Origin of the sequence: Cryptosporangium aurantiacum, assembly GCF_900143005.1 — a bacterium.
Lineage (GTDB): Bacteria > Actinomycetota > Actinomycetes > Mycobacteriales > Cryptosporangiaceae > Cryptosporangium > Cryptosporangium aurantiacum.
Window position 1 is genome coordinate 1 of record NZ_FRCS01000019.1, and the last position, 20,740, is coordinate 20,740.

19 protein-coding genes are annotated in these 20,740 nt (G+C 63.0%); 8 read left to right on the forward strand and 11 right to left on the reverse strand.

All coding sequences use genetic code 11. The features are described 5' to 3' along the window. Positions 1–916: 916 nt before the first annotated feature. From BUB75_RS37275 to BUB75_RS37285, 3 genes are read right to left on the reverse strand one after another with little or no spacing between them, the layout of a single operon-like run. Positions 917–1,222, reverse strand: coding sequence for a hypothetical protein (locus BUB75_RS37275; protein ID WP_073264311.1), 306 nt, complete (start codon positions 1,220–1,222; stop codon positions 917–919). Positions 1,223–1,277: 55 nt separating this feature from the next. After that, the gene (locus BUB75_RS37280) at positions 1,278–1,559 is read right to left on the reverse strand and encodes a nucleotidyl transferase AbiEii/AbiGii toxin family protein (RefSeq protein ID WP_073264313.1); all 282 of its coding nucleotides are present in this window, start codon (positions 1,557–1,559) and stop codon (positions 1,278–1,280) included. Between the two features lie 2 nt (positions 1,560–1,561). Beyond that, positions 1,562–1,888 carry a hypothetical protein gene (locus BUB75_RS37285; RefSeq protein ID WP_084742187.1) on the reverse strand — a complete coding sequence of 109 codons (327 nt, stop codon included), beginning with the start codon at positions 1,886–1,888 and terminating at the stop codon, positions 1,562–1,564. 126 nt (positions 1,889–2,014) lie between these two features. Here BUB75_RS37285 and BUB75_RS37290 point away from each other — a divergent pair, with 126 nt between their 5' ends. Continuing rightward, a complete protein-coding gene (locus tag BUB75_RS37290) occupies positions 2,015–3,412 on the forward strand; it encodes a recombinase family protein (protein ID WP_084742206.1) in 1,398 nt (465 codons plus the stop codon). Between the two features lie 370 nt (positions 3,413–3,782). On the opposite strand, the gene BUB75_RS37295 is transcribed toward BUB75_RS37290, so the two are convergent. Genes BUB75_RS37295 through BUB75_RS37305 form a run of 3 tightly spaced genes read right to left on the reverse strand, consistent with a single transcriptional unit; the run spans position 3,783 to position 12,733 of the window. Continuing rightward, positions 3,783–6,761: a DUF499 domain-containing protein gene (locus tag BUB75_RS37295; protein WP_073264319.1), complete on the reverse strand. Its 2,979-nt coding sequence runs from the start codon at positions 6,759–6,761 to the stop codon at positions 3,783–3,785. Between the two features lie 57 nt (positions 6,762–6,818). After that, positions 6,819–9,572 carry a DUF1156 domain-containing protein gene (locus tag BUB75_RS37300; RefSeq protein ID WP_073264527.1) on the reverse strand — a complete coding sequence of 918 codons (2,754 nt, stop codon included), beginning with the start codon at positions 9,570–9,572 and terminating at the stop codon, positions 6,819–6,821. Next, positions 9,569–12,733, reverse strand: a complete 3,165-nt coding sequence (locus BUB75_RS37305) for a helicase-related protein (RefSeq protein ID WP_342761168.1) — start codon at positions 12,731–12,733, stop codon at positions 9,569–9,571. Before BUB75_RS37305 ends, BUB75_RS37300 begins: the two co-directional genes overlap by 4 nt. Between BUB75_RS37305 and BUB75_RS47400 the strand changes: the two genes are divergently transcribed. After that, complete coding sequence (locus tag BUB75_RS47400) at positions 12,641–13,003, forward strand: hypothetical protein (RefSeq protein ID WP_218618002.1); 363 nt, start codon at positions 12,641–12,643, stop codon at positions 13,001–13,003. The genes BUB75_RS37305 and BUB75_RS47400 overlap by 93 nt on opposite strands. 199 nt (positions 13,004–13,202) lie before the next feature. Here BUB75_RS47400 and BUB75_RS37310 read toward each other — a convergent pair whose 3' ends face one another. Together BUB75_RS37310 and BUB75_RS37315 are read right to left on the reverse strand one after the other, a co-directional pair. Beyond that, complete coding sequence (locus BUB75_RS37310) at positions 13,203–13,505, reverse strand: hypothetical protein (RefSeq protein WP_073264323.1); 303 nt, start codon at positions 13,503–13,505, stop codon at positions 13,203–13,205. A gap of 145 nt (positions 13,506–13,650) precedes the next feature. Continuing rightward, positions 13,651–14,364: an XRE family transcriptional regulator gene (locus tag BUB75_RS37315; RefSeq protein WP_073264325.1), complete on the reverse strand. Its 714-nt coding sequence runs from the start codon at positions 14,362–14,364 to the stop codon at positions 13,651–13,653. Between the two features lie 150 nt (positions 14,365–14,514). On the opposite strand from BUB75_RS37315, the gene BUB75_RS37320 reads away from it, so the two are divergent. Together BUB75_RS37320 and BUB75_RS37325 are read left to right on the forward strand one after the other, a co-directional pair. Then, the gene (locus tag BUB75_RS37320; protein ID WP_073264327.1) at positions 14,515–14,979 is read left to right on the forward strand and encodes a GntR family transcriptional regulator; all 465 of its coding nucleotides are present in this window, start codon (positions 14,515–14,517) and stop codon (positions 14,977–14,979) included. Between the two features lie 35 nt (positions 14,980–15,014). Continuing rightward, positions 15,015–15,563 (forward strand): HD domain-containing protein, encoded by a 549-nt coding sequence (locus BUB75_RS37325; RefSeq protein WP_084742188.1) that lies wholly within the window; start codon positions 15,015–15,017, stop codon positions 15,561–15,563. On the opposite strand, the gene BUB75_RS37330 is transcribed toward BUB75_RS37325, so the two are convergent. Genes BUB75_RS37330 through BUB75_RS37340 form a run of 3 tightly spaced genes read right to left on the reverse strand, consistent with a single transcriptional unit; the run spans position 15,560 to position 17,293 of the window. Beyond that, positions 15,560–16,054, reverse strand: a complete 495-nt coding sequence (locus BUB75_RS37330) for a hypothetical protein (protein WP_073264331.1) — start codon at positions 16,052–16,054, stop codon at positions 15,560–15,562. The genes BUB75_RS37325 and BUB75_RS37330 overlap by 4 nt on opposite strands. A 3-nt stretch (positions 16,055–16,057) precedes the next feature. Continuing rightward, positions 16,058–16,534, reverse strand: a complete 477-nt coding sequence (locus BUB75_RS37335) for an NUDIX hydrolase (protein ID WP_073264333.1) — start codon at positions 16,532–16,534, stop codon at positions 16,058–16,060. A 21-nt stretch (positions 16,535–16,555) separates the two neighbouring features. Next, positions 16,556–17,293 (reverse strand): DUF5919 domain-containing protein, encoded by a 738-nt coding sequence (locus BUB75_RS37340; RefSeq protein WP_073264335.1) that lies wholly within the window; start codon positions 17,291–17,293, stop codon positions 16,556–16,558. 445 nt (positions 17,294–17,738) lie between these two features. Here BUB75_RS37340 and BUB75_RS37345 point away from each other — a divergent pair, with 445 nt between their 5' ends. Genes BUB75_RS37345 through BUB75_RS37360 form a run of 4 tightly spaced genes read left to right on the forward strand, consistent with a single transcriptional unit; the run spans position 17,739 to position 20,680 of the window. After that, the gene (locus BUB75_RS37345) at positions 17,739–17,921 is read left to right on the forward strand and encodes a hypothetical protein (RefSeq protein WP_073264337.1); all 183 of its coding nucleotides are present in this window, start codon (positions 17,739–17,741) and stop codon (positions 17,919–17,921) included. Positions 17,922–17,968: 47 nt separating this feature from the next. Further along, entirely contained in the window at positions 17,969–18,715 is a 747-nt protein-coding gene (locus tag BUB75_RS37350; protein WP_073264339.1) for a DUF2637 domain-containing protein, read from the forward strand. Next, the gene (locus tag BUB75_RS37355; RefSeq protein WP_073264341.1) at positions 18,705–18,899 is read left to right on the forward strand and encodes a hypothetical protein; all 195 of its coding nucleotides are present in this window, start codon (positions 18,705–18,707) and stop codon (positions 18,897–18,899) included. The genes BUB75_RS37350 and BUB75_RS37355 overlap by 11 nt, the downstream gene beginning before the upstream one ends. Further along, positions 18,896–20,680, forward strand: coding sequence for an FtsK/SpoIIIE domain-containing protein (locus BUB75_RS37360; protein WP_073264343.1), 1,785 nt, complete (start codon positions 18,896–18,898; stop codon positions 20,678–20,680). Before BUB75_RS37355 ends, BUB75_RS37360 begins: the two co-directional genes overlap by 4 nt. Positions 20,681–20,740: the final 60 nt, after the last annotated feature.

Below are 20,740 nucleotides of genomic sequence, written 5' to 3' on the forward strand. Positions count from 1 at the left end.
GACCCGCGTGGGCAGCCGCAGTGGGAGCGACGGACCGGGCGCCTGGACGCTACCCCGCCGGGCACCGTCCTACCGCCCATTGAATAAGTAGCCGCGATTAGCCCGTGTCTCTGTGCCCGCGTCGCTGACCTCGCCGCTTGTGGCTGGGGTCGCGACGCCGGTGTACGGGCGCTGTGGACGCTTGGCTTGAGCGCACTCGATCAAGGGGTGATGACGAACAGATAAGGCGGCATTGCGCGAAACGGGCACTTTGGAACTATGCATTGACGGAGGTCTCGTTCCTCTGCACGCCGGAAGTCGTCGATGGTGCGTACGCACTCGACGAAGATCTGGCGCGTGACCCGAACCGTCAACGCGACTGCGCCGTCGCAGGATGAGTGGTCCGCGCTTCGACTCCCGATTGAGTCCGTCCGCGCTGATCTGATCCACGCGATCCGTCGGCAATTCGATCCACGGGAGGTATTTGTCCTGGTGTGGCCACGGACTTGGGAGATGGCTTGAGCGGCACAGTGGTGCTGATGGAGAAGTGGCCGGTGCTCGGTCGGCACGAAGTCACTCCACGAGACACCCGGCAAGGCCAGCGGAGCGAGCACCAGGAGCGGCGCCGACGGAACGAGTCGCGCAGCGGGGATCAACGCGCCGATCAGCTGTTCCTCGAACCCGACAGGCGGTTTCGACCGATTCACGGCGGCCATCCTGACCGCCCACCGGCAACCCCCTCAACCCCGGAAACACCGAATGAGTGACCGGCGAATCCACCGGTCACTCGGGCTACTGGTTCGCTTCTGCAAGCGTGCTGTAAACCGTGTCCAATGGTGGATCTCCACCAGGACTGGTGTCCGAGGACCGAGCCCAACCATGAGCACACCGTCGCTGATACTGACCAGCGAAATCGCGCTTCACTGAGCGGGACGGATCAGCCGTCCAGTTCCTCGATCCATTGAGCAACTGTCTGCTGGGTGTGGTGGATCGCGCCCGCATCGACACCCGTGGCTGTCCAGTCCTCGGGATCGAATCGGCGGACGGCTCCCAGCGCGTCCCGGAACGTCGCGCGAGTGAAGCCGGCGTCCTTCTCCGCGGCGAGCCGGAGGAGTTGTTCCTTCGTGAATCGGTCCAGGAGCGCGACTACGTCGATGTAGTCACGGACTTCCGCCCGGCCCCACAGCGCGAGGACTTTTGTCGGCGGCGAGGTCGTCGAGATGGAGTACTGCGCCGAGTTCAAGGTCGACGGTAGGGCGGAGGCGCCCGCCGTCGGGGAAGATCTCGACTTCGCAGGCCTACCCGGTCCGCGGGTCGTGCGCGATGAAGCGATTGGCGTGCGGCGGTCGCGCCGCTTGGGTGATTTTCAGGCCGGCGGCGGTGAGTGCGCCTCGCAATGCCTCGGCGACTTGGACGGCCTCGTCGGGATCGATCTCAGTGAACAGGTCGACGTCGTGCGTCGCGCGGTCGACGAGGCCGTGGGCGATCATCGCGCCGCCACCGGCGAGCGCCAGGGTGTGCGCCTGCGGCAGCGATAGCGCGGTCTGGGTGATCTGCTCCTGGAGCGGGTCGAGCGCCATCTTCAGGCGAAGCCCGCGGCGTCGATCAGCGGTTGCCAGGCGCGCCGGAGGTGGACCGGTAGCCAGAGCCGGTCCCAGAGCCGTACGAGTTCCCGACCGTTGATCAGTGACCGGATGTCGTCGAGGGTGCCTTCGCGCAGCACGATTTCGTACAGCCGTGCCCGGCGGCTTTCCCGGCCGAGATCCCAGGTGACCGCCTCCGGATCCGGGCCGGTCCAATACACCCGCAGCGGCAGGTGGACCTCGCCGTCCAGGGGGCCGCGCAGATCATCGACCGCAGACGGTAGCTCCGGGTCCTGCACCCAGCCCGGCCGGGCCGCCTCACTCATACACACCAGCATAGTCAGAATGCCTGCGGCGATAGGCCCGGAACATGACCCACCATGCCGACCGGCGCCGGACGCCGCTGCATGGTCAACTGCGGTCAAGGGCGCCCGCCGATCGAGGACGTCACGATGACCACGTTGAAGCCCATCCCTGCTGATCCGTTCACCACCTGGATGGCCAGGCGACGACCGCGGTTCCGCCTCGATCTCGCTACCGCTACCGCTCCCGCGCAGGGCCGGCGATTTGCGTTCTACGCGCGGACCTCGACCGTCGGCTTTCAGGACCCTTCCTCGTCGGTCGCCTGGCAACGCGAGGCCGCCACAGCGCTGATCGCCGGATCCGAGCGGATCATCGCTGAGTACGTTGATCTCGGCTGCTCGCGCCGCGTCAGATGGGAGCAGCGCCCCGAGGCGTCTGCGCTGCTCGCTGCCATTGGGTCAGCCAGCGCGAGATTCGATGCAATCGTGGTTGGTGAATACGAACGAGCGTTCTCCGGCCGCCAGCTCCAACAGCTACTTCCGTACCTCACCGATCACGACGTCGAGCTATGGCTCCCCGAGTTCGACGGACCGGTACACCCCTGCGATCCGACACACGTGGCCGTCATGTTGCTGCTCGGGACGCAGTCAACGCGTGAAGTGCAGCGCTCCCGGTTCCGTGTCTTGGCCGCGATGCGATGCCAGACCATCGACCAAGGCCGATATCTCGGCGGCCGCCCGCCCTACGGCTACCGGCTCGTGGACGCCGGTCCGCATCCCAACGCGGTCCACGCCCAATGGGGACGCCGGCTACACCGCCTGGATCCCGATCCGGCGCCCGCCCTGAACGTGAGATGGATCTTCGCGCAGCGACTCTCCGGCTGCAGCCTGGCCAGCATCGCCCGTCACCTCAACGACGCTGGTATCAAGAGTCCGTCCGGCGCCGATCCCGGACGCAACCGCAACCGGGTCGGTGGGCCGTGGACGGTGCAGACCGTCGCCAGCGTGCTCGGCAATCCGCGTTATACCGGCCGCCAGGTGTGGAACCGCCAGGCCCGTGTCGATAACGTCCCGCCGGCCGGGTCCAGGCCAGGCACGCGGCGCTGGAATCCCGGTTATGACTGGATCGTCAGCGAGACGATTGCACACCCCGGTCTGGTCAGCGAATCCGACTTCGTCGCCGCCCAAGCGATCGACGCGACCCCCGGCACGCCTGTTCCGGCCCGGCGATACGCCTTGATCGGTCTGCTGATCTGCGCCATCTGCGGCCGCCGTCTCGAAGCGCATTGGTCCCACGGCCGGCCCGGCTACCGCTGCCGGCACGGCCACACCAGTGCCCGACGCAAACCAGCCGGCCATCCGAAGAACGTGTACTGGCGTGAAGACCACATCATCGACCGCGCCGCCGCACGACTCCGTGGAACCGCCGGGTCCGCCGACGTGCTCGACGGCCCGGAGACAGCGGCTCAGCTTCTGCGCGACACCGGCCAGGCGATCGAATGCGGCCAGGACGACGTCGTCCTCACCGCTGGCGTCAGCATCTGGTAATCGACCGAACGTCGGAGACCACGAGTTTCCAGCCGAAAACGACGAGACCCCCACCAGCGAAAACATCGCTTGTGGGGGGTTTCTGTGTCCGAGACCGAGCCGAACTATGAGCACACCGCTATTTGCGCTGACCGCCGAACTCGCACTGGTCTGATTCGGCGAATCCCGAAGCCGAGCGAGGAGCGCGTCAGGCGCGGCTCCCGTTGACGGTCAACTCACCACGACCTGCTCCGGCTCGGCGAGGCAACGCCACGCCGGGACCCGCCGAACCTCTGCGGCACCAGCAACGATGTCCAGCCGCAACAGAACCTTGCGAAGGGTCCCCCCATCGGAGCCGCCTGCTGGGTCTTCCACCACGACCGCCGACACTTCATAGACTCTTTATGCCGACAACGATACCTAGCTCCGTAAGGCGTTCTTGTATCCTCGCTGCCGCATCTGCAGGTAGGACCAACTTCAGAGTTCCTTGAAGATAGCTAATCTGCTGCTCATCAAGGGCTAGATACAGAAGTTTGAACAGACTTGCGTACGAGTCGGCGCTGTGCGTATCGCCGAGAATGGAGCTTGTGAACGAGAAAGTCACCTGCTTCTCGTCTGCACCAGAGCTCTCATCGCGCGGAGTGAACGCAGAGTCGTCAACCCTTGCAATTCGATCGGATGACCCATCTTTGACCGTCGACGCACCTGCACCCCCGCTATCCACGGCAGGAGAAACACATTCACCGTCGTGCGCCGAAAGACCGCACACTTCACAAAGGTCCGGCCGAGGTCGGGCGAGCCTAAGACCTGTGCTGGTCAGATTAACTTGTCCCGGTGCGGTTACGGCAGCAGTGCTTCCCGTCCCATATACAACGTCAAGCTTCCCCTCAACAACAGCGTCGTAGATCGCCTGCTGCAAGTCGCGATCACCACCGTACAACAAGGGCAATCTGGGCGCACTGTAGAAAGCGGAACGAATGTCTGCGAGGGTCTTCCCGTAGTCTTGATCGCGCAAATTGAAAATCAGCGCCTTCGAGCCAAACTGACCTTTGTCAAAGACCTTATCTCGCTCCGCGAGGCTTTTCCACACCAACGTTCCATCAAGAGCGGTGTAATTGTCCTCGTCAAACGTTACTTCGTCAATATAACGCTCGCCGTCGGGGCTCGGCTGAGCCAGATAGATAACATGCTGAAAGGCACGCTTGAGAGCCTTCTCCAACTGCTGTTTTGCTGCCGCGAGCTCCTTCGTTCCAGTAGCTTTGAGATCGTCATCGCTTTGAACTTCCGGCGCAGCCAGCGCCCTCTGGCGTGCCAAATACTCGACCGCGACACCTCGTGCGAGACTGCGTCGCTGCGTGTTCGCAACCGCATAGACCGCACTACTTGCCCACTGCACCGGAAGGTCCCGAGCACCCCTCCCGAGCCCCATTGAGACATTGATAGCCGTCAATGTCGGCTCCTCCATCCCATTACGGAGGCTGTATTGCGACGGATCCAGTACGACCAGCCTACAGGTATAGGCCCTGTCGATACCCGCGGTCGTCAGCACGTCAGTGGCGTTCCGAAGAAGATCAGCCTTAACAAAGACAACGTCGCGAAAAGGACCACTGGCAACCAGACGCTGCACAAACTCCGCTATCACCTCGTCCCGCTCAACGTCGGTAATAGTTCGCCGAATGCTATTAACCAGCATTCGATGAGTAAGGCGAGTGGACAGGTAATAGCGGGCCGGCTTATTGTTTCCTTGGCCAGGTATGACTTCCACAGCACTCATGCCACGCGTCGGGTCTACAAGCTCTTCCAGGACTGTGTCTGCGTCCGTCAAGCTGTAGGTGACATCCGGAACGCTCATGGCCGCTTTAACTTCTGGTGCGCTTGCTCCGCGTCCACGGCCCGGTCGCAACGTACCGACGATACTCGCAAGGAAGATAAAAGTCGCGGCACGTTCGGCAGCTCGCGGGTTACTTGTCTTCCATTGCTGCTCTCGATCCATGTCCTGCTTACGTGCGGTACCAGAGGTACCATCGTGATTAACGACTTCAATCTCCGCAAGGCTACGGTAGTTCGCGATAGTGCGTTCATCTTCCACAAGCCCACTACCTAGCAATGCCTCCCGCACAGCACTATCAGAAAGCGGAAGATCTCCCGGACCCAACAACGACGGGACCCATTCGCCAACCCTACCTCGTTGCTGCTGCGCAAAAACAGTTGCTGCAAAGATCCTAATGGTGGAGCGGACACGTTGGAACCCCGTTACCTTGCTCCACTCCTCCTTCGCAATGCTCATAAGCATGGGGTGGAACGGATAGCACTCTGCGACCTGCTTTTCCCAATCCTGCTGCCAGCTATTGCCGGTCGCATCCCAGACGTTCTTCGCCCATGCCTTTTCTTTGAAGATTGGACGGTACTCACTGGCAGTAGCCGACAGCACCTCGGCCGCTGGCTCGGCTTCAAATAGCCGCCGCCGAAGAATATCCGCGAAATCTCCAACTTCGGTCACCGTGGCCGGAAGACCATTCCTCTCAAGTAGACTATTGAGATCATCTCGACGATCTCGCGCCTCTTTTGCGAGGGCAGTCTTGTCTCGCTCCGACGCAATCATCACAACAAGAAGTGCGACGCGCGGTACATCATTGATTACGTCCAGCAGAGCCCGGAGGAAGGCCATATCTTGCGCCGCGAGATCCGGCCTGGAAACCCCCTCCAGTCCGTTTCCGACGTAGTCCATGATCTCATCGATAATGATCAGGACCGGCCGATTGATTGCCTTTATGGCTTCGGCGATCTTATTCTTATCGCTCCAGTACGGTGCGTACCGTTCATACAGCGAATAGTCCCGGCTAAACAACCGCCAAAGGAACCGCTCGTAGAGACTAGTCGCGGGCCCATCAAGCTCCTTAACGCCTGCGCCTGGAGTCATATTGTCGCAAGGCAGGACTACGACATGCGGGCGACCAAGGTCAGCATCGAGATCGTGGCCAAGACGCTGCTTGGCCCGAGATGAGATGCCGCGGCCGAGCTCGGTCTCCATTAGCGCTCGGGGGTTGGCCCCGAGGTGATAAGCGCCGATGCAAGCGTGTGACTTCCCGCCGCCCATTCCCTGGTCGAGGCGAGTTACGGCGCGAGCTTTCAAATAGCCCTCACCTCCACCGATACGGATAGCGATTTCCGACAGGAGGTCTATCAATCGCTCGGTAGGGTGCGTAATCTCGCCATAATAGCCGGCATCCGCATACAGGGGTCGACTGACGCCAGATGCATGGACGGCCTGGAAAAGCGACATCTGAACATCGTCAATCTGACCCGCAGCGGTGACGATCTCGGAGCGAATTTTAAGCACCTTCCACCAAGGTGTTACCTTCGCTGCCATTTCATCCCCTCACAGGCTAGCTCGCAGAGCAATCGGCACCGACCACCTTGGTTGATCCTACAGAAGAGTAAGTTGCCCGTCACCACCGCCCTCGCCACGCAGGAAACGAGCCTCGGCAGCCGATGCCGCGGTCTCTGCCGCAGTCGCGATGCCCCCTCGACTGCGCAGGATCCGAGTGAACGCAATTGCATCAGGGTCGTTATCGGGGAGACGGTCAGCCAAGAACTGAATGGCTGCCCATAGATATACGTCGTCGGCCGGACGCCCAGATGACGAAATGACCTCGCCCATAGCCCCGAGTCCTTGATCCGACGCAGCGGCCAATGCCAGAACCACATCGATTACTGCGGACTCACTTCCAACCCGACCCTTGAACGCACGTGCGGAAGTGAATCGAATTCCGCCATCGACGTCGTTCACTAGATCCCGAACATCCGCAATTTCGAGCGAAGACGCAAGAGTTTGCCATCTCAGCTCCGACTTGGCTTGAACCTGTCGACCGTAGAGCCGAATCCACCAAAGCGCAAATCGCGTCCGCGAGTCAAAAGTCTCCAACGGATAGTGATCGACTTCTACAGCCATTGCAGACTGGACTGCGGCCCGAGCCAATGGAAGAAACTTATGAATCTCGACGGACTCACCCTTTGCATCGAGAACGTTTGAATAGCGTCCTACCACCTCCATGGCAGGTCCAGCCGCAGCCATCAACATATCCGCCGGTGCTAGCCCCCATCGCTCCCAATCAAGGTAGCGGCGCTTGATTTCGGCCACAATTTCGGCTTCGACCGAACCTTTTCTACCTGGGAGGCGGCCTGACGGCGCAGGCCGACATGACATGGTCAAAGTGGTTTGTATATTGGCCTTACCTTGATGACTGCCAGACTCTGTATTAGCCGGCCAAGATGCAGTCATAATGAGGCCCGCCTTCTGAAATCCTTCGAGAAGGCGGCGCCAGACTTCAATATCGCCAGAGCCGAAGACTATCGTCACAAGCCCAACCGGCCGAACAACCCGCGCCATCTCCGTAAAGGACTCTACTATCCTTCTGTCGTAGTGCTCACGCGTCCTATGCTCGCCTGGCGCTTCACCGCGCACGCGCTTGACAATAATTTCGTCCTGCTTCTCCTGCGCTCCATGCGGGTCGACACTGATCGCAATCTCTGGCATGAGCGAATGCAGCGCTCGCTTGGCCCATACGTACATCACATCCGACGAGTCCGCGTACGCAAGCATTTCATCGTAGGGAGGATCGGCAACTACCGCCGCGATACTCGAAGAGCGCAGTGAAAGCGCCGTTGCACTTCCCCTGGTGACGTCAGTTGGCGTCCCTTTGGGCAAGCCATCCATGAGGTTTCGAAGCGTTGACACCTCGCTGGCAGCGATTGAGTCCCAAGTTCCTTGACCAGATCCGATACCCACCTCAAGGAAATCATAAGAGTACCCGATTGAACCTTGGTTCGAATAGATATCGTGTGCGGCTTGAACTTTGACGTCAAGCGTGCACGCTCGCCCCGAACGTCGTACTTTGCGAACCAGAACAGCGACGCAATACGTGGCTAGCGCTTTCACATATTCTCTGCTAAGCCCGGCTGTTTCTAGATCGGCCCCCACGGCGCCGATAATCCGCGCCAGCCTTACAAACGCCAGTGTCTGCCTAGCGTTCATATACTGGCCAAAACTTTTTACACCATAAATAGAGGGACCGATAATGTTGTTATTTCCCGGGGCGATTCTTTCATCTGGCACAGCTGGAATGCCTGGGGCGAACTCCGGTTCCTCTTGCAGCGCGCGACCTGCCGCCACTGCAGCGGTAAGCTCGGCAGGAGACGCGGCGCGATATGATTTTCCAACGCGGCTATCTAGATCGGAGACGATTAGGAGTGCGTCCCTGCCAAAACCCTCGTCAGTTAGTCGGCGATGGAGGCTCACCGGATGAGGATGCGAGCAGAAAATACACTTCGCCGACTTTCCGGCAATTTTGGTTCCGTCGGACTTGGTCAGGTTCGCCAGAGTCGGTTGCTCGCGCGGGGGACCGTCGTGGACGACGACCTCGAACGATCCGTGTTTGTGATCTGGCTTGACAAAGAATGACTGACCTGGGTCTTTAAAATCTGGTTCGCCCCTACGGCCCTTCTTTACGCTCGGTTTGCGCAGCTCGTATGATGCAACGAGCGGAAACCGTCGCCCACAATCTTGACACGGCAACGTTACCGCCCACAAGTAGGCCCAGGGATGGAGGCCGGCCGCTTCCGGATAAAACTCCTGCATGGACGCGGAGTATTGCCTAGATACTTCCTGAAGAGTGATCTCTACATCTCGCACGAGGCGGGGCCGCGCATCCAGCAGCGCATGCTGACCGGACTCAAACGGAAGCTCTGGTTCGCTATCCCAAGAGCGAAATGGATAGTCGGTTAGTGCCAAACTCGCCAGTACGGCGATAGGGCTATAGTCGACTGCCAGCGACCGTAGCCCCAATCTTGCTGCCTCCAACGGAATCATGCCTCGCCCGCTAAACGGGTCCAAAACCTCGGCGCCGTCGGGGTTTGTCTCACGTATAAGCTTTTGCAGTTCGAACCTAGCGGCATATCGGCCCTGCATTGCTTCCGTAACAAGAGCCTGAATGCGCTTCTGCTCGTCGATATCGTCCGGCCATGGAAGAAGTGAGCAGATGACCGCGGCCTTTGCCTGCGCCGGCGGCCGAGCAGCGAACCACGGAAAGAGCGTCTTTTCGACCTTTCCGTGCCCCCAACCGGTTGCGGCCGCCCGCGAAACCTCACTGCAAGGAAACCATCGTTCAATCAGGCGGGTCATACGTTGCTCCCCGGAGCATTCTTGAGACTAGTTCCTGGAACTCGGAAAATCGCGTCGCCAGTCATCTCTGCGGCGAATAGGAGCGCGGGGTCCTGATATGCCCCAAACATTCGTCCATGGCCGTCAGCGCATTTGTCCACGACATACAGCCAGTACTCATTACGTTGCTGGGTTGCGATTAGAACCTCGTTGCCAGTCATTCGGATGCCGTCGCTTGCAGCGTTTCCGAGGACGCCCTTCACCTCGATGTGCCGCGTTTGACTGTTCCGGCGGGCGTCCAAGTCATACCCGCGTCCCTCAAGATGAACATCTTCGACCGTCCATCCGTCGGACTGGAGCATATATTGGACATGCTTCATGGAAATCAGCTCAGAGTTCAGGTCGTCAGCGATACCTGAGTCCGCCGCGGCGTGCACGCGAATCCGGCCCACAAGCTTGGGCTCGGTAAGGTCCACTTCTGTCAGACGCTCGAGCTGAAGGATACGCGCCGTTGTTTGCAGCTGTAGTTGTCGGCGGAGTGCGAGGCGCGTACTGCGATCGGCTATCCCTTCAGTGAGACTGAGCGGTAGATTCGCCAGGTCCTTTCGTGCCTGAGAGAACCAGTCCGTTCGAACACGTCGGTGCTCGCCGATTGTCTGGCTCGCCATTCTTTCAGCTTCCGATTTGGAACTCTCAAATCGTGCCGGATGAACAGGCGTGCCAGTCCGAATGGATGGGACAAGGTTTGCAAGCGTCTCCCAACGAATGGCGCGAGCATTCCCGCTGTCGTCAACCTTGATAAGCACGGCCCATGTGCTTGCGCGCTTACCTTCGTTCTCAGAGAGCGTAGCTTCATAAGCATAGAGGTCGTAAGGTGTTAGGCTCGTTGGGTCGTCAACGCCGCCCGATTGATACATGTCCTCGGTAACAGACTGAGCGACCATTCCGATTAGATCGGTGAAGCCGGGTTCTCCGGGGCCGAGGGTAATCGTGTCGGCTATATCTATCACGCCCGCAGCTGTACGGATCGCATCACCACTAGTTGCAATGTGAACTCCCGTGCCACCGCCGAGGCCGGAGGGTAGCTCGCCGGAGTTCAGAGTCAATCGCCGGAAGCCTGCGCCTGCGGTCGTAAGTTCAACTTGCATAATGCCAGCCGTAGAGAGGCGGTCCAAGTACGCTTCCACAATTGCTGGATTAATGCGAGCGAAGAGATCCCTCTGCAATAGAGTCAACGCGGCTACTGCGTCTACCTGGCTTGCAAGCTTACGTTCGGTGTCCCGAACCTTCCGAGCGGCCCTAGCCAGTTCCTGAGCTTGAATCGCTGTTGCTGCGTTTATCGCTGCTTGTTTCTTTCTATCGTCATTCCCGTAAAGGTCTGACAACCACTTTTCGTATTCAACCCCTGTTATCTCTGCCACTGCTGAGAGGCTGTCGAACATCTGGCCGCGCAACTCATTCGCAGCAGTCATAAAGTTGTCGAGGAGACGGATTAGGGTATCGCCTTCGCGGGTGTCCACCGCGACAAGGTTGTACAGATGGACGTCGCGGTTCTGGCCGACTCTATGAATTCTTCCCATCCGCTGCTCAAGCCGCACAAGGGACCATGGGATATCGTAGTTGATCAACACATGGGCGGCCTGAAGGTCGATTCCCTCGTTCCCAGCATCGGTGGTAACGATAATCTGGAACTCTTCTCGCATAAACGCGCTGCGGATCTCATCGCGCTCTGCTTTGCTCTGACGGCCGGAATATACCCGCGCAGTGAAATGCTCAGACGTCAGTCTATCAACGATCCAGGTCGCCGTATCGGCGTATTCGGTAAAAATCACGGCTTGCTCCGCACTTCCCGGAGTGATTCCGTGCGGTCGAAGACAATCGTCTATTGTGCGCTTCCATTTGGAAGCACGCCACTCGGCGGAGGCCATCGACTGTTCAATATTTTCGATAAGAACTTTGATTGCACTGCGCTCTGCTCGAGCGGAGGTCGAGCCGGAGTGAACGACCCGCGCCTCATCGGCCTCGCTCTCATCGCCCAGATAATCTTGATCCGCGTTGAGGGCAGCCTCCGCCTCGCTCATCTGCCCCATCAGGGCGCTTCGCCGGCGTAGTGTCTCCGCTAGCGCAAATAGGCTAGATGCCGCTCGCTTACCGTAAACCATCCGTGCGAGGGGTTGAGCAGTCGGCGCGAAGAATTGGTCAACCATATCCAGTGCGGACTGATAGTAACTGTATTCGACTTGCGACAGAGGAATGCTTTGATTTGAGGCGGTTCGTCCTTTGAAGAGGCGCGTCCTTCCATCGTAATCAACTAGATCTTCCTTCATTCGGCGCAAGAAGTGTATTGGTCCAGGACGCAGGGCGCTCAAGTCGACGTTCGGGTCACTACCAGGGTCGGGATAGATCTGTGGGTCAACTAGGTGGAGCAAGTGGCGAAACAACCACTCTTTCCCGCGGTGTGGCGTGGCGGTCATTAGTAGTGCACGCGGGGTGTTTTTAGCGAGCAGCCTACCGACCTGGTGGTATGCGGTTGCAGTCGGCGTGAGGCGGTGCGCTTCGTCGAAGACGACGAGATCCCATCCGGCTTTATCTGGGCGAATTGCTTCCAGGACCGCTGGATTCACGGCCGCAAGTTCGAGGCTAACTACCCACAGATCGGCGCTGTTCAGCGCGTCTTCGCGGATCGTTGCAGAAGTAAGCTGGCGAAGCCCACCATTGAGCAAGCGCGCAAAATCGTCTACCCACTTGGTCGCCAGATTTGCCGGGCATACAATGAGTGCGCGACGGACCAGCCCAAGACGCTGCATCTCTCGAATGTAGAGTCCCGCCATAATTGTCTTGCCGGTCCCCGGTTCATCTGCCAAGAGGAAGCGCAGTTGAGGCTGGGGAAGCATTGCACCGTACACGGCTGTTGTTTGGTGGGCGTAGGGCTTCAGAGGCGTAGACGCTATCGCACTCGTCTCGGCATTCGCCGCTGCGGCACCCATCCATAGTGTCCACATCCCAGCGAGAACCCTCGCCGAGTCGGCCCTCCCATCGCTAGCGAGGATGCGGACCGTGTGGTCATCGCCCGGTGAAAGGTTTATCTCATGACGGTGGCCTTCATCGTCCACGACGATGAGGTCAACTGCGCCCGGCTCGTCGGCTGGCAAGACGTAGCGGATCGTAGCAAATTCGGGCACGCCAACCGAACGAACCCGGACTCGCTGGCCCTTCTCGAACACGTCGCTCCCCTGTGCCTGCGCTATGCGAACTTTGGCACACTACAGTCGCGCGTCCGACGGAGGATGGATCATCGCGGCCGCACCGCCCTCTGCGTCGGCTCGCTGCTCTCCAGGGCGGTCCTGAGCAGCTCACGATCGCGTGCGTGCACACGTCCGACCTTGGCGCTGGCGGTCGCCGACAAGCGCACGGACTTGGCCGCGGCCCTGCACGGCACGTCGCGGGGGTGATCGCAACGGCTCACGTTACGGAGATGTATGTGAAGACTGCAGGAGATCTGGCTGGTCGTCACGCGAGTAGTCGGGGAGATTGGCCCGCTGAAGTCGAGCAGCCGCTTGGCGGACGCTAGCCATCATGTATGCCGTATAGTGCATTTTGATTCCGATCGAACGGAGCAAATTCCGGTGCGGTCCCTTAAGTTGTGCCAGCTCAACTGAAGGCGCCGGCCAGCATCGCGGCCGCCCGATCATTCGGGCAGACAGCCTCCGCCAGCGCCATGACCAACTCGTCGTCGCCAGTTTCGCCCATCCAGTACGCCATGGCGTCCACGACCGCGATCCTCTGCACTGGCGTTAGGTGAGGCACGCGCTTCTCCAGGATCCGACCGGCGGCCTGGCGCTGTGCGAGCGTCACGACTCGTCCGACGCTGACGGTGTCCCCGTTCAGCGTCATGAGCGTGTAGGGCTCGAACTCGGTAGCCCCTGCATTGTCGGGGCGTGACTCGGCTGACATCTGGCACCGCCTTCGGATAGTCCGGCCGCACATCGTTCGGTGCGTGCAGTCGATACCGAGGCCGGTGACGAATGAACCTCCCGCGGGGACGCTGGCCGGGACGTCCGCCACGTCCCAGGCGGTCCATAACGGATCGGCCGATCGTTCAGGTCGTGGGTGTCGAGCTGGCCCAGATGCGTTCGAAGCTCGCCAGGTACGTGCTCGCCATCGAGTCCGGTCCTGCACGCCTGACATGGAGTACCGGCGCGCGCGATGCGCCCAAGCCGTAGATGTGCGCGTTGACGAGTACGTCGTCGTCGCCGCGGTACAGCGAGTTGTAGAGCACCGTGTCGTGCACCCGGGCCTCTACGCCCGGCATCTCCAGCAACGGTCGCGCCAGCACGAACGCGCTGCGTACCTTCGCGCCGAGCGCAGCGCCGATGCCTTCCTCGGCGCCGCGCGCTTCAACGTCCGAACTCTCCGGGTCACCGAAAGCCATTCGTACGCGAACCCCGGACTCCGCGCGTTCGGCGAGTACCCGGAGGAGTCCGCCGTCCTCGACGAGGAACAGTCCGCTGTAGACGAGTACATCGATGCTCTCGCGGGCCGAGACGAACAGGCCGAGCCAGACATCTCGGGGTACGGCTCCGCGGTGCGGATAGACCGTTACCACGCCGTCTGCCCGGTCGCCCCCGGCCTCGGGCCATAGGGCGTTCTCTGCGACCTCCAGCAGGTCGGCTAATGCCCACCGATGCCGCTGTCGGGGCCGCCGGCCGTGGCACCACCGTTGGACGGTCTTGGGATCGACGCAAAGCGCGGTAGCGACGTCGACGTCTTGAAGGCGCTTGTTGGCTAACGCCTGCCGGAGCGCATGGTTCACGGTTCCTCCACTGAGAGTGAGGAGTCAGGCGCAAGGTAGCACAAGACGTCCCTAGAAGTCCCTGCCCGTAGTAGGAGCGTCCGGGGCTATCGCCCAAACTCGAATCCCGCAGGGGGACCTGACTATTCACGTTCGAGAAGGGAACCGACGTTGGCCGGCACGCACACGGCATGGCGCGTCTACGTCGACATCGCAGCGGCCATTCAGCAGCGAATCACGAACGGCACGTACGGCCCGGGGCTGCGGATCCCGTCCGAAGCGAAGCTCAGTGCAGAGTTCGGCGTCGTCCGGAACACGGTCCGTCGGGCGCTGACCGCGCTGGAGCGAGAGGGCTTGATAGTGACGGTCCCTGGCCACGGTCGCGTGGTGCCGCATCCTGGGGCGACGACGGAGGAGACATCCGCCAGCACCGGCTACCGGCTCATCGCGGCAGAGCTAAGGGCCAGCATCGGCCGTGGCGAAGTAGCACCGGGCGGGCGCCTTCCGTCGGAAGCATCGCTGGCCGCAGCCCATGGCGCCTCGCGCGCGACCGTGCGACTCGCGCTGTCGGAGCTCATGCAGGAAGGGCTGGTCGAGCCGATCCAAGGCAAGGGGTGGTTCGTCCGTTCTGACTGACCGGTCCTAACCTTGCACATGTGCGACATGTGCAAGTGGACCGGGCACGCGCGCTCGCGGAGTCTCTACTCGCCGAGCCGCTACCCCGTCGGTGGGCGCATTCGCAGGCCGTTGGTGCTCAGGCCGAGACTCTCGCGCCGCTGTTGGGACCAGAGACCGCACTGCTGGAGTCGGCCGCCTGGTTGCATGACATCGGCTACGCACCATCGTTGGCTCATTCGGGCTTCCATCCGCTCGACGGCGCCCGCTATCTACGGGACGTCGAGCACGCGGACGAGTTGCTCTGTCGGCTGGTCGCGCACCACTCGTGTGCGGTAATCGAGGCGGAAGAGCGCGGGTTGGCCGCCGAGCTGACAGCGGAGTTCGCGCCGCCGCCGGCTCACCTCTCCGATGCGTTGCTCTACTGCGACATGACCACCGGCCCGTCCGGTGAGCGCCTCGACGTGGAACAGCGCCTAGCTGAGATTCACAGTCGCTATGGCGACGAAGACATCGTCAGCCGCTCCATCCGGCGGGCAACTCCGAGCATCGTCGCCGCGGTGGAGGCAACCACAGCGGCGTTGGCACGCGCGACAGCCGATTAGGCGTCCGGCCGGCTCGGTGCATCCGGGCGCATGCGCTCCGGGTTGCGGTAGAGGAATCCCTGCTCGTCGCGAGTCCAGAACCATCCGGCGCTGTCCAGAAACTCGATCTGGACAGGTTCAGGCGAGTAGTACGACTTGAGCCACTCCTCGGGCGCCGGTCGCTTGATCGTCTGGCCCGGCGGCACTAAGCCGACGAACTCTGACTCCGCCGCCTCGTCCGGTCGCGCAGGCAACGGAAGCGCCGTCTCGTAGATCGGCATCTCGCTGGCGTTGTGCACGTGGAACATCAACTCGGGCTTGCCGTCACGCGCGTGCTGGATGGCTACCCAGGCGCTGACCTTCGCGGCTTGTGCTCGACGGTCTTCCTCGGCGTGGCTTTCCTCGCGTCGGTGTTCGCGTCGGAAGAGCACGAACCCGACGCCGAACGCGCCCACCGTGCCGAGCGCTGCAAACGCGTCCGCGCCGGCTTGGATCCAGTCGGTGACCGCCATCCGCTAGCCGAGGTACGGCGTCGGACGTTGTTCGAGGTAGTGACCAATGCGCAGCCGCATTGACCGGTCCATCGTCAGGCCGTCGACATCGCTCGGCTTGACCCAGTGCACCTCGCGGGACTCGCTGCTCGTCGTCGGCTCGCCTCCGACATAGCGAGCGGTAAAGACGACGGAGAACTCCTGCCGCACCTCGTCATTGCTCGTGTAGTGGATGAGGTGCTTCGGGTCCGTGTAGATGCCGACGAGGCCGGTGATCTCGCAGTCGACGCCGGTCTCTTCCTTCGTCTCGCGGACGCCGCACGCGGGCAGTGATTCGCCGGGGTCCATGCCGCCACCCGGCACGGCCCAGTTGCCGTTGTCCGTGCGGAGGATCATGAGGATTTCGCCCGCGTCGTTGGTGACCACAACGTTCGCCGAGGGCACCACGCTGTTCGCGGCCGGCGCGTCCGGGTCGTCGTAGTAGTCAATCCGTGCGCCCACGCGGGCCGCCTCTCTGCTCGGCTACTCGACGCGACGGGACTCGGCCCAGACGCGTTCGAAGCTCTCCAAGTACGTGGTGACCATGCTGCCCCCTGCGACCTTGCGCAGGTGGAGCACCGGCGCGTTCCCGGCGGGTGAGCCGTAGATGTGGGTGTTGACGTAGAGCTCGTCGTCGGCCCGGTAGATCGAGTTGTAGAGCGTCGTGTCGTGCAACCCGATCTCGACGTTGTCGCGGCTGCGTAGCGGCCGGTAGAGCGCCAGCGCGGTACGGATTCGGGCTGACATGCCGTCGTCGATGCCCTCATCGGCGCCGCGCTGTGCGACGTGCGGGCTGTCCGGGTCGCCGAGCAGGAGGCGGACTCGGACGCCTGCGTCGGCCTTATCGGCGAACAGTCGCACCATGCCGTTGTCGTCGGCGAGGAATGTGCCTGCGTAGACCAGCACGCTGATCTCGCTTTCGGCCGTGCGGAAGAGCCTGCCCCACGAGTCACGCGGCACGGCCCAGCGATGCGGGTAGACCGTGACGATCTCGCTCTCCGACGCGTCCGCGGCCTGCTCGGGGGTGAGGGCGTCCGGCCACAGGTAGTTCTCGTCGAGCTTGAGCAGCGCCGCGACGAGGTACCGGTGTCGCCGGTAGGGGATGCGCGCTTGGGTGACCCAGCGTTCCGCGGTCTTCGGATCGACGCCGGCCGCCGCAGCGACGCTGTCGGGGGTCAGTCCCTGCTCTAACAGTGCTGCCCGCAGCCGCTCGTTTGCCATTGCCCCCGGAACTCGTCCCTAGACGTCGCTGGACGCGCTCACGCTAGCGAGACGTCTTGCACACGTCTAGTCACGTGGTGAAGTCGTCCCCCTCCTTTGGCGGATTCTCGTTCACGTCCAGCCGAGAGGAACGGACGCGATCAGCCCCAGGAAATAGGCGCAGAGAATGCGCGCTGCTCCTGGCAGATCGAGTTCTTGCACATGCGTAGACATGTTCGCTTTCTCTCGGCAGCTCCTTCGAAAGGAAGCAGCCGTGAACTCCCTCGAATTAGGACTCCCGATCCGTCCGCTCTGCCCTTGCGGGCGCCCGGCCGAACCGTGCCGTGAGCAATGCCGCAAGTGCCTCGGCCGCACCCGCTGGCTCCGCCGTCGGGCCGGCCGAAAGCCCCGCCGGCTCGACGCCGACGAAGCCTGACCCACCCGACTCGCAAAGGAGGTCCTTCTGTTGGTTCTGACTCTCTCCGCCGTCCTCGTCCTCGGCGCACTCGTCGTCTTCCTCATCCGCTACGCCGGCCTGCGCGTCTGGCACGCGATCCTCTGCACCCTGTTCGGCTTCTACCTCGCGACCTCGGCCGCCGCGCCGTTCGTCCGCGAAGCCGTCGCCGCCGTCCTCCGGTTCCTGTCCTGAGCACGGACCCGAAGGCGTCGGGTACGACGCGACGGGACTGGTGGGTGATGGGCGGCATGGTCGTCTCGGCCGCATCCGCCGCGGTGGCGAGCTTCTCCGGACTCCGCGGCCTGGCCGACGCTTCAGGATGGGCGCCTGAGTTGGCCTGGCTGTTGCCACTCACGGTTGACGCCTACGCCACCACGTCCGCCCGGGTCTGGCTTGCCGCCTCGACGCGCTCGACGGAAGCCCGCCGGTTCGCCCGAGCGAACGCACTCGGTGCGATCACGGTCAGCATCGCTGGCAACGCCGTCTACCACGCGGCCGAGACCGGACTCCTTGAGATCACTTGGCCGGTCGTCGTTGTGGTCGGTGCCATCCCGGCCGCCGTGCTCGGCCTTACCTCCCACCTGCATGCACTCCGATCGCGGCCCCCATCCGAACCCATGAGTACGGGTCCGGTCTCCAACGAGTCGGCCTCTGACGAACTGGCCCGCATCGACGGTTCGAACGGAGCCGATCCGTCCGCCCTACCGAATCCCGTCGAGCCCGGCTGGCCGGTCCGCCGGACTCCCGAGCGGCCCCGGTCGAACGACGATCTGCTCGCTGCCGCTCAACTCGCGGACCGGCGGTACCGCGTAGAGCACGACGGCCGGCCGATCACCCGCGATGCGCTCCGCGCAGCGCTGCACATCGGCGGACGCCGAGCCACCGAACTCCGCCGCCAGCTCGCCGAACTCCCCGCCGGACCCACCGAGTCCGACCCGGTACCGACAGTCCATGTCCCCGAACGAGAGGAGAACGATGACGCCTGAGCCCGACGAGAACACGCGCCTCCGCGCCGCACTGACCGAGACCCGCCTGCGCTATGCCTTCCTACTTGCTGCCGCCCGCTCGACGTTGGCCGCGGACCGGGACGGCGAACCGGACCCGCTGTACTACCTGCGCGACGAACTCTCGGCGAACCCGAGCCTGCCCCCGTACTCGGACGCACGATGAGGCGCCGCGACTACCGCCGCGCTCGTCGGCAACTCCGCCGCCGATATGGCACCCGGACCGCACCGGTCGTCCTCATCGGCGAGCCGTACCCAGGCGCCGGACTCGCCGCCGCCGGACGGCTCCTCTTCTGGTACCGATCCGAACTCGCACCCCTCGCACTCGCCGCTACGGCCGGACTCGTCGCGCTCTTCCTGCATACGAGGCACCCGGGTTGGTGGCCCGGCCTTATCGTCGCCACGGTCCTCGGTACGGCATCCGTCGCCTCGCTCGGTCGGCGTTGGCTGCCGCGACTGATCGAGCGCGCCTACGCGGCCGGCATCATATTCGCCACCGGTACCTGGGTGGTACTCGCGACCGTCTACGGACCGGGCGCCGGACCGCTGCCCAAAGTTCTCGGAATCGGCACAGTCGTGGCCGGGGTTCCGTGGTGGTGGCACCGACGGCGCCGCGCTCGGGTCCAGGTCGAGCGGACTCTGGAGGCGTGGCCAGAGGTCGGCGAACAGGTCGGGCTCGCCGGTTCACGGGTGATGTCAGCGCTTGTCGATGCGTGGGGGTGGCGAGCCCGCATCGCGCTTCGCAAGGGGCAGACCGTTGCTGATGCGCTCAACCGCCTACCAGCGCTCGAATCCGGGCTCGGCACTCGGCCGGGTGCGCTCCGGATCGAGGCCGACCCACACCGCGCCGATCACGTGCTGCTGCGCGTTCTCAACCGCGATCCGCATGCCGAGCCGCTGCCCTGGCCCGGGGGCACGGCGCGCAGCATCAATGAGCCCGCCGAACTCGGCATCTACGAGGACGCCGGCCCGGTGCGCGTCTCGCTGCTGCGTCGGCATGGCCTCATCGGTGGTGTGGCCGGCTCCGGCAAGAGCGGAGTTCTGAACGTCGTCCTCGCGATCCTCACGGGCTGTCGAGACGTCGTGCTCTGGGGCATCGACCTCAAGGGCGGCATGGAGCTACAACCGTGGGCGCGCTGCCTTGACCGGCTCGCCACCACTCCACGGGATGCCGCCGAGCTGCTCGCCGATGCCGTCCGCGTCCTCGACGCACGGGCCGCCGAACTCGCCCAGCGCGGAGCACGCGTCTGGGAACCATCAGCAGATCGGCCAGCGTTGGTGATCGTCGTCGACGAGTACGCCGAACTCGACGACAAGGCGCTCCGCTACGCCGACTCGCTCGCCCGGCGAGGACGAGCGCCCGCGGTGACGCTGCTCGCCGCGACCCAGCGGCCGACCCAGGACGCAATGGGCAACGGCGCTGTCCGCTCGCAGATGGACGTTCGTATCTGCCTCCGCGTCCGGGAGCGTCGGGACGTCGACTTGGTGCTCGGGCAAGGGATGCTCGCCGCCGGATGGAATGCTCACGCGCTCGACGCCGCAGGCAAGTTCCTGCTCTCAGCACCAGGCCTCGACGTCCCGCACCGAGCGCGCGCTTACCTCGTCGACGACGCCGCAGTGACGCGAACCGCTGCCCGTCATACGGCGATCCGTCCGGCGCTCGACGCGCACTCGGCGCAGGCGCTCCGCAGCCACCCCAACGGGCGCGAGCGCACCGCGGAAGTCGTCGACGCCGAGATCGTTGATGAGGCCTCGGGCGACCCAGCACAGGCTCTCTGGGGCGCGTTACTCACCGCGCCGGCCGACGGGCTCGGACTGCCCGATCTGATGGCCGTGACCGGGCTTGGCCGCTCCTGGGTCTACGCCCGACTCCATGAGCACGCCAACGCCGGCCGCGCCTACCAAGTCACACGCGGACGCTGGCGCGCACGCTCCGTCCATCACTAACCGTCCGCGACCACGTGGACGTCCACGGCCTCGCGCGCCTGCGCGCGTAGGGACACGCGC

What these genes read in the sequence shown, in the direction of transcription:
- BUB75_RS37280 (WP_073264313.1), bottom strand. Translation starts at nt 1,559, where the DNA reads ATGGCGCTCGACCCGCTCCAGGAGCAGATCACCCAGACCGCGCTATCG.
- BUB75_RS37285 (WP_084742187.1), bottom strand. Translation starts at nt 1,888, where the DNA reads ATGAGTGAGGCGGCCCGGCCGGGCTGGGTGCAGGACCCGGAGCTACCG.
- BUB75_RS37290 (WP_084742206.1), top strand. Translation starts at nt 2,015, where the DNA reads ATGACCACGTTGAAGCCCATCCCTGCTGATCCGTTCACCACCTGGATG.
- BUB75_RS37295 (WP_073264319.1), bottom strand. Translation starts at nt 6,761, where the DNA reads ATGGCAGCGAAGGTAACACCTTGGTGGAAGGTGCTTAAAATTCGCTCC.
- BUB75_RS37300 (WP_073264527.1), bottom strand. Translation starts at nt 9,572, where the DNA reads ATGACCCGCCTGATTGAACGATGGTTTCCTTGCAGTGAGGTTTCGCGG.
- BUB75_RS47400 (WP_218618002.1), top strand. Translation starts at nt 12,641, where the DNA reads ATGACGGTGGCCTTCATCGTCCACGACGATGAGGTCAACTGCGCCCGG.
- BUB75_RS37310 (WP_073264323.1), bottom strand. Translation starts at nt 13,505, where the DNA reads ATGTCAGCCGAGTCACGCCCCGACAATGCAGGGGCTACCGAGTTCGAG.
- BUB75_RS37330 (WP_073264331.1), bottom strand. Translation starts at nt 16,054, where the DNA reads ATGGCGGTCACCGACTGGATCCAAGCCGGCGCGGACGCGTTTGCAGCG.
- BUB75_RS37340 (WP_073264335.1), bottom strand. Translation starts at nt 17,293, where the DNA reads ATGGCAAACGAGCGGCTGCGGGCAGCACTGTTAGAGCAGGGACTGACC.
- BUB75_RS37350 (WP_073264339.1), top strand. Translation starts at nt 17,969, where the DNA reads ATGGGCGGCATGGTCGTCTCGGCCGCATCCGCCGCGGTGGCGAGCTTC.
- BUB75_RS37355 (WP_073264341.1), top strand. Translation starts at nt 18,705, where the DNA reads ATGACGCCTGAGCCCGACGAGAACACGCGCCTCCGCGCCGCACTGACC.
- BUB75_RS37360 (WP_073264343.1), top strand. Translation starts at nt 18,896, where the DNA reads ATGAGGCGCCGCGACTACCGCCGCGCTCGTCGGCAACTCCGCCGCCGA.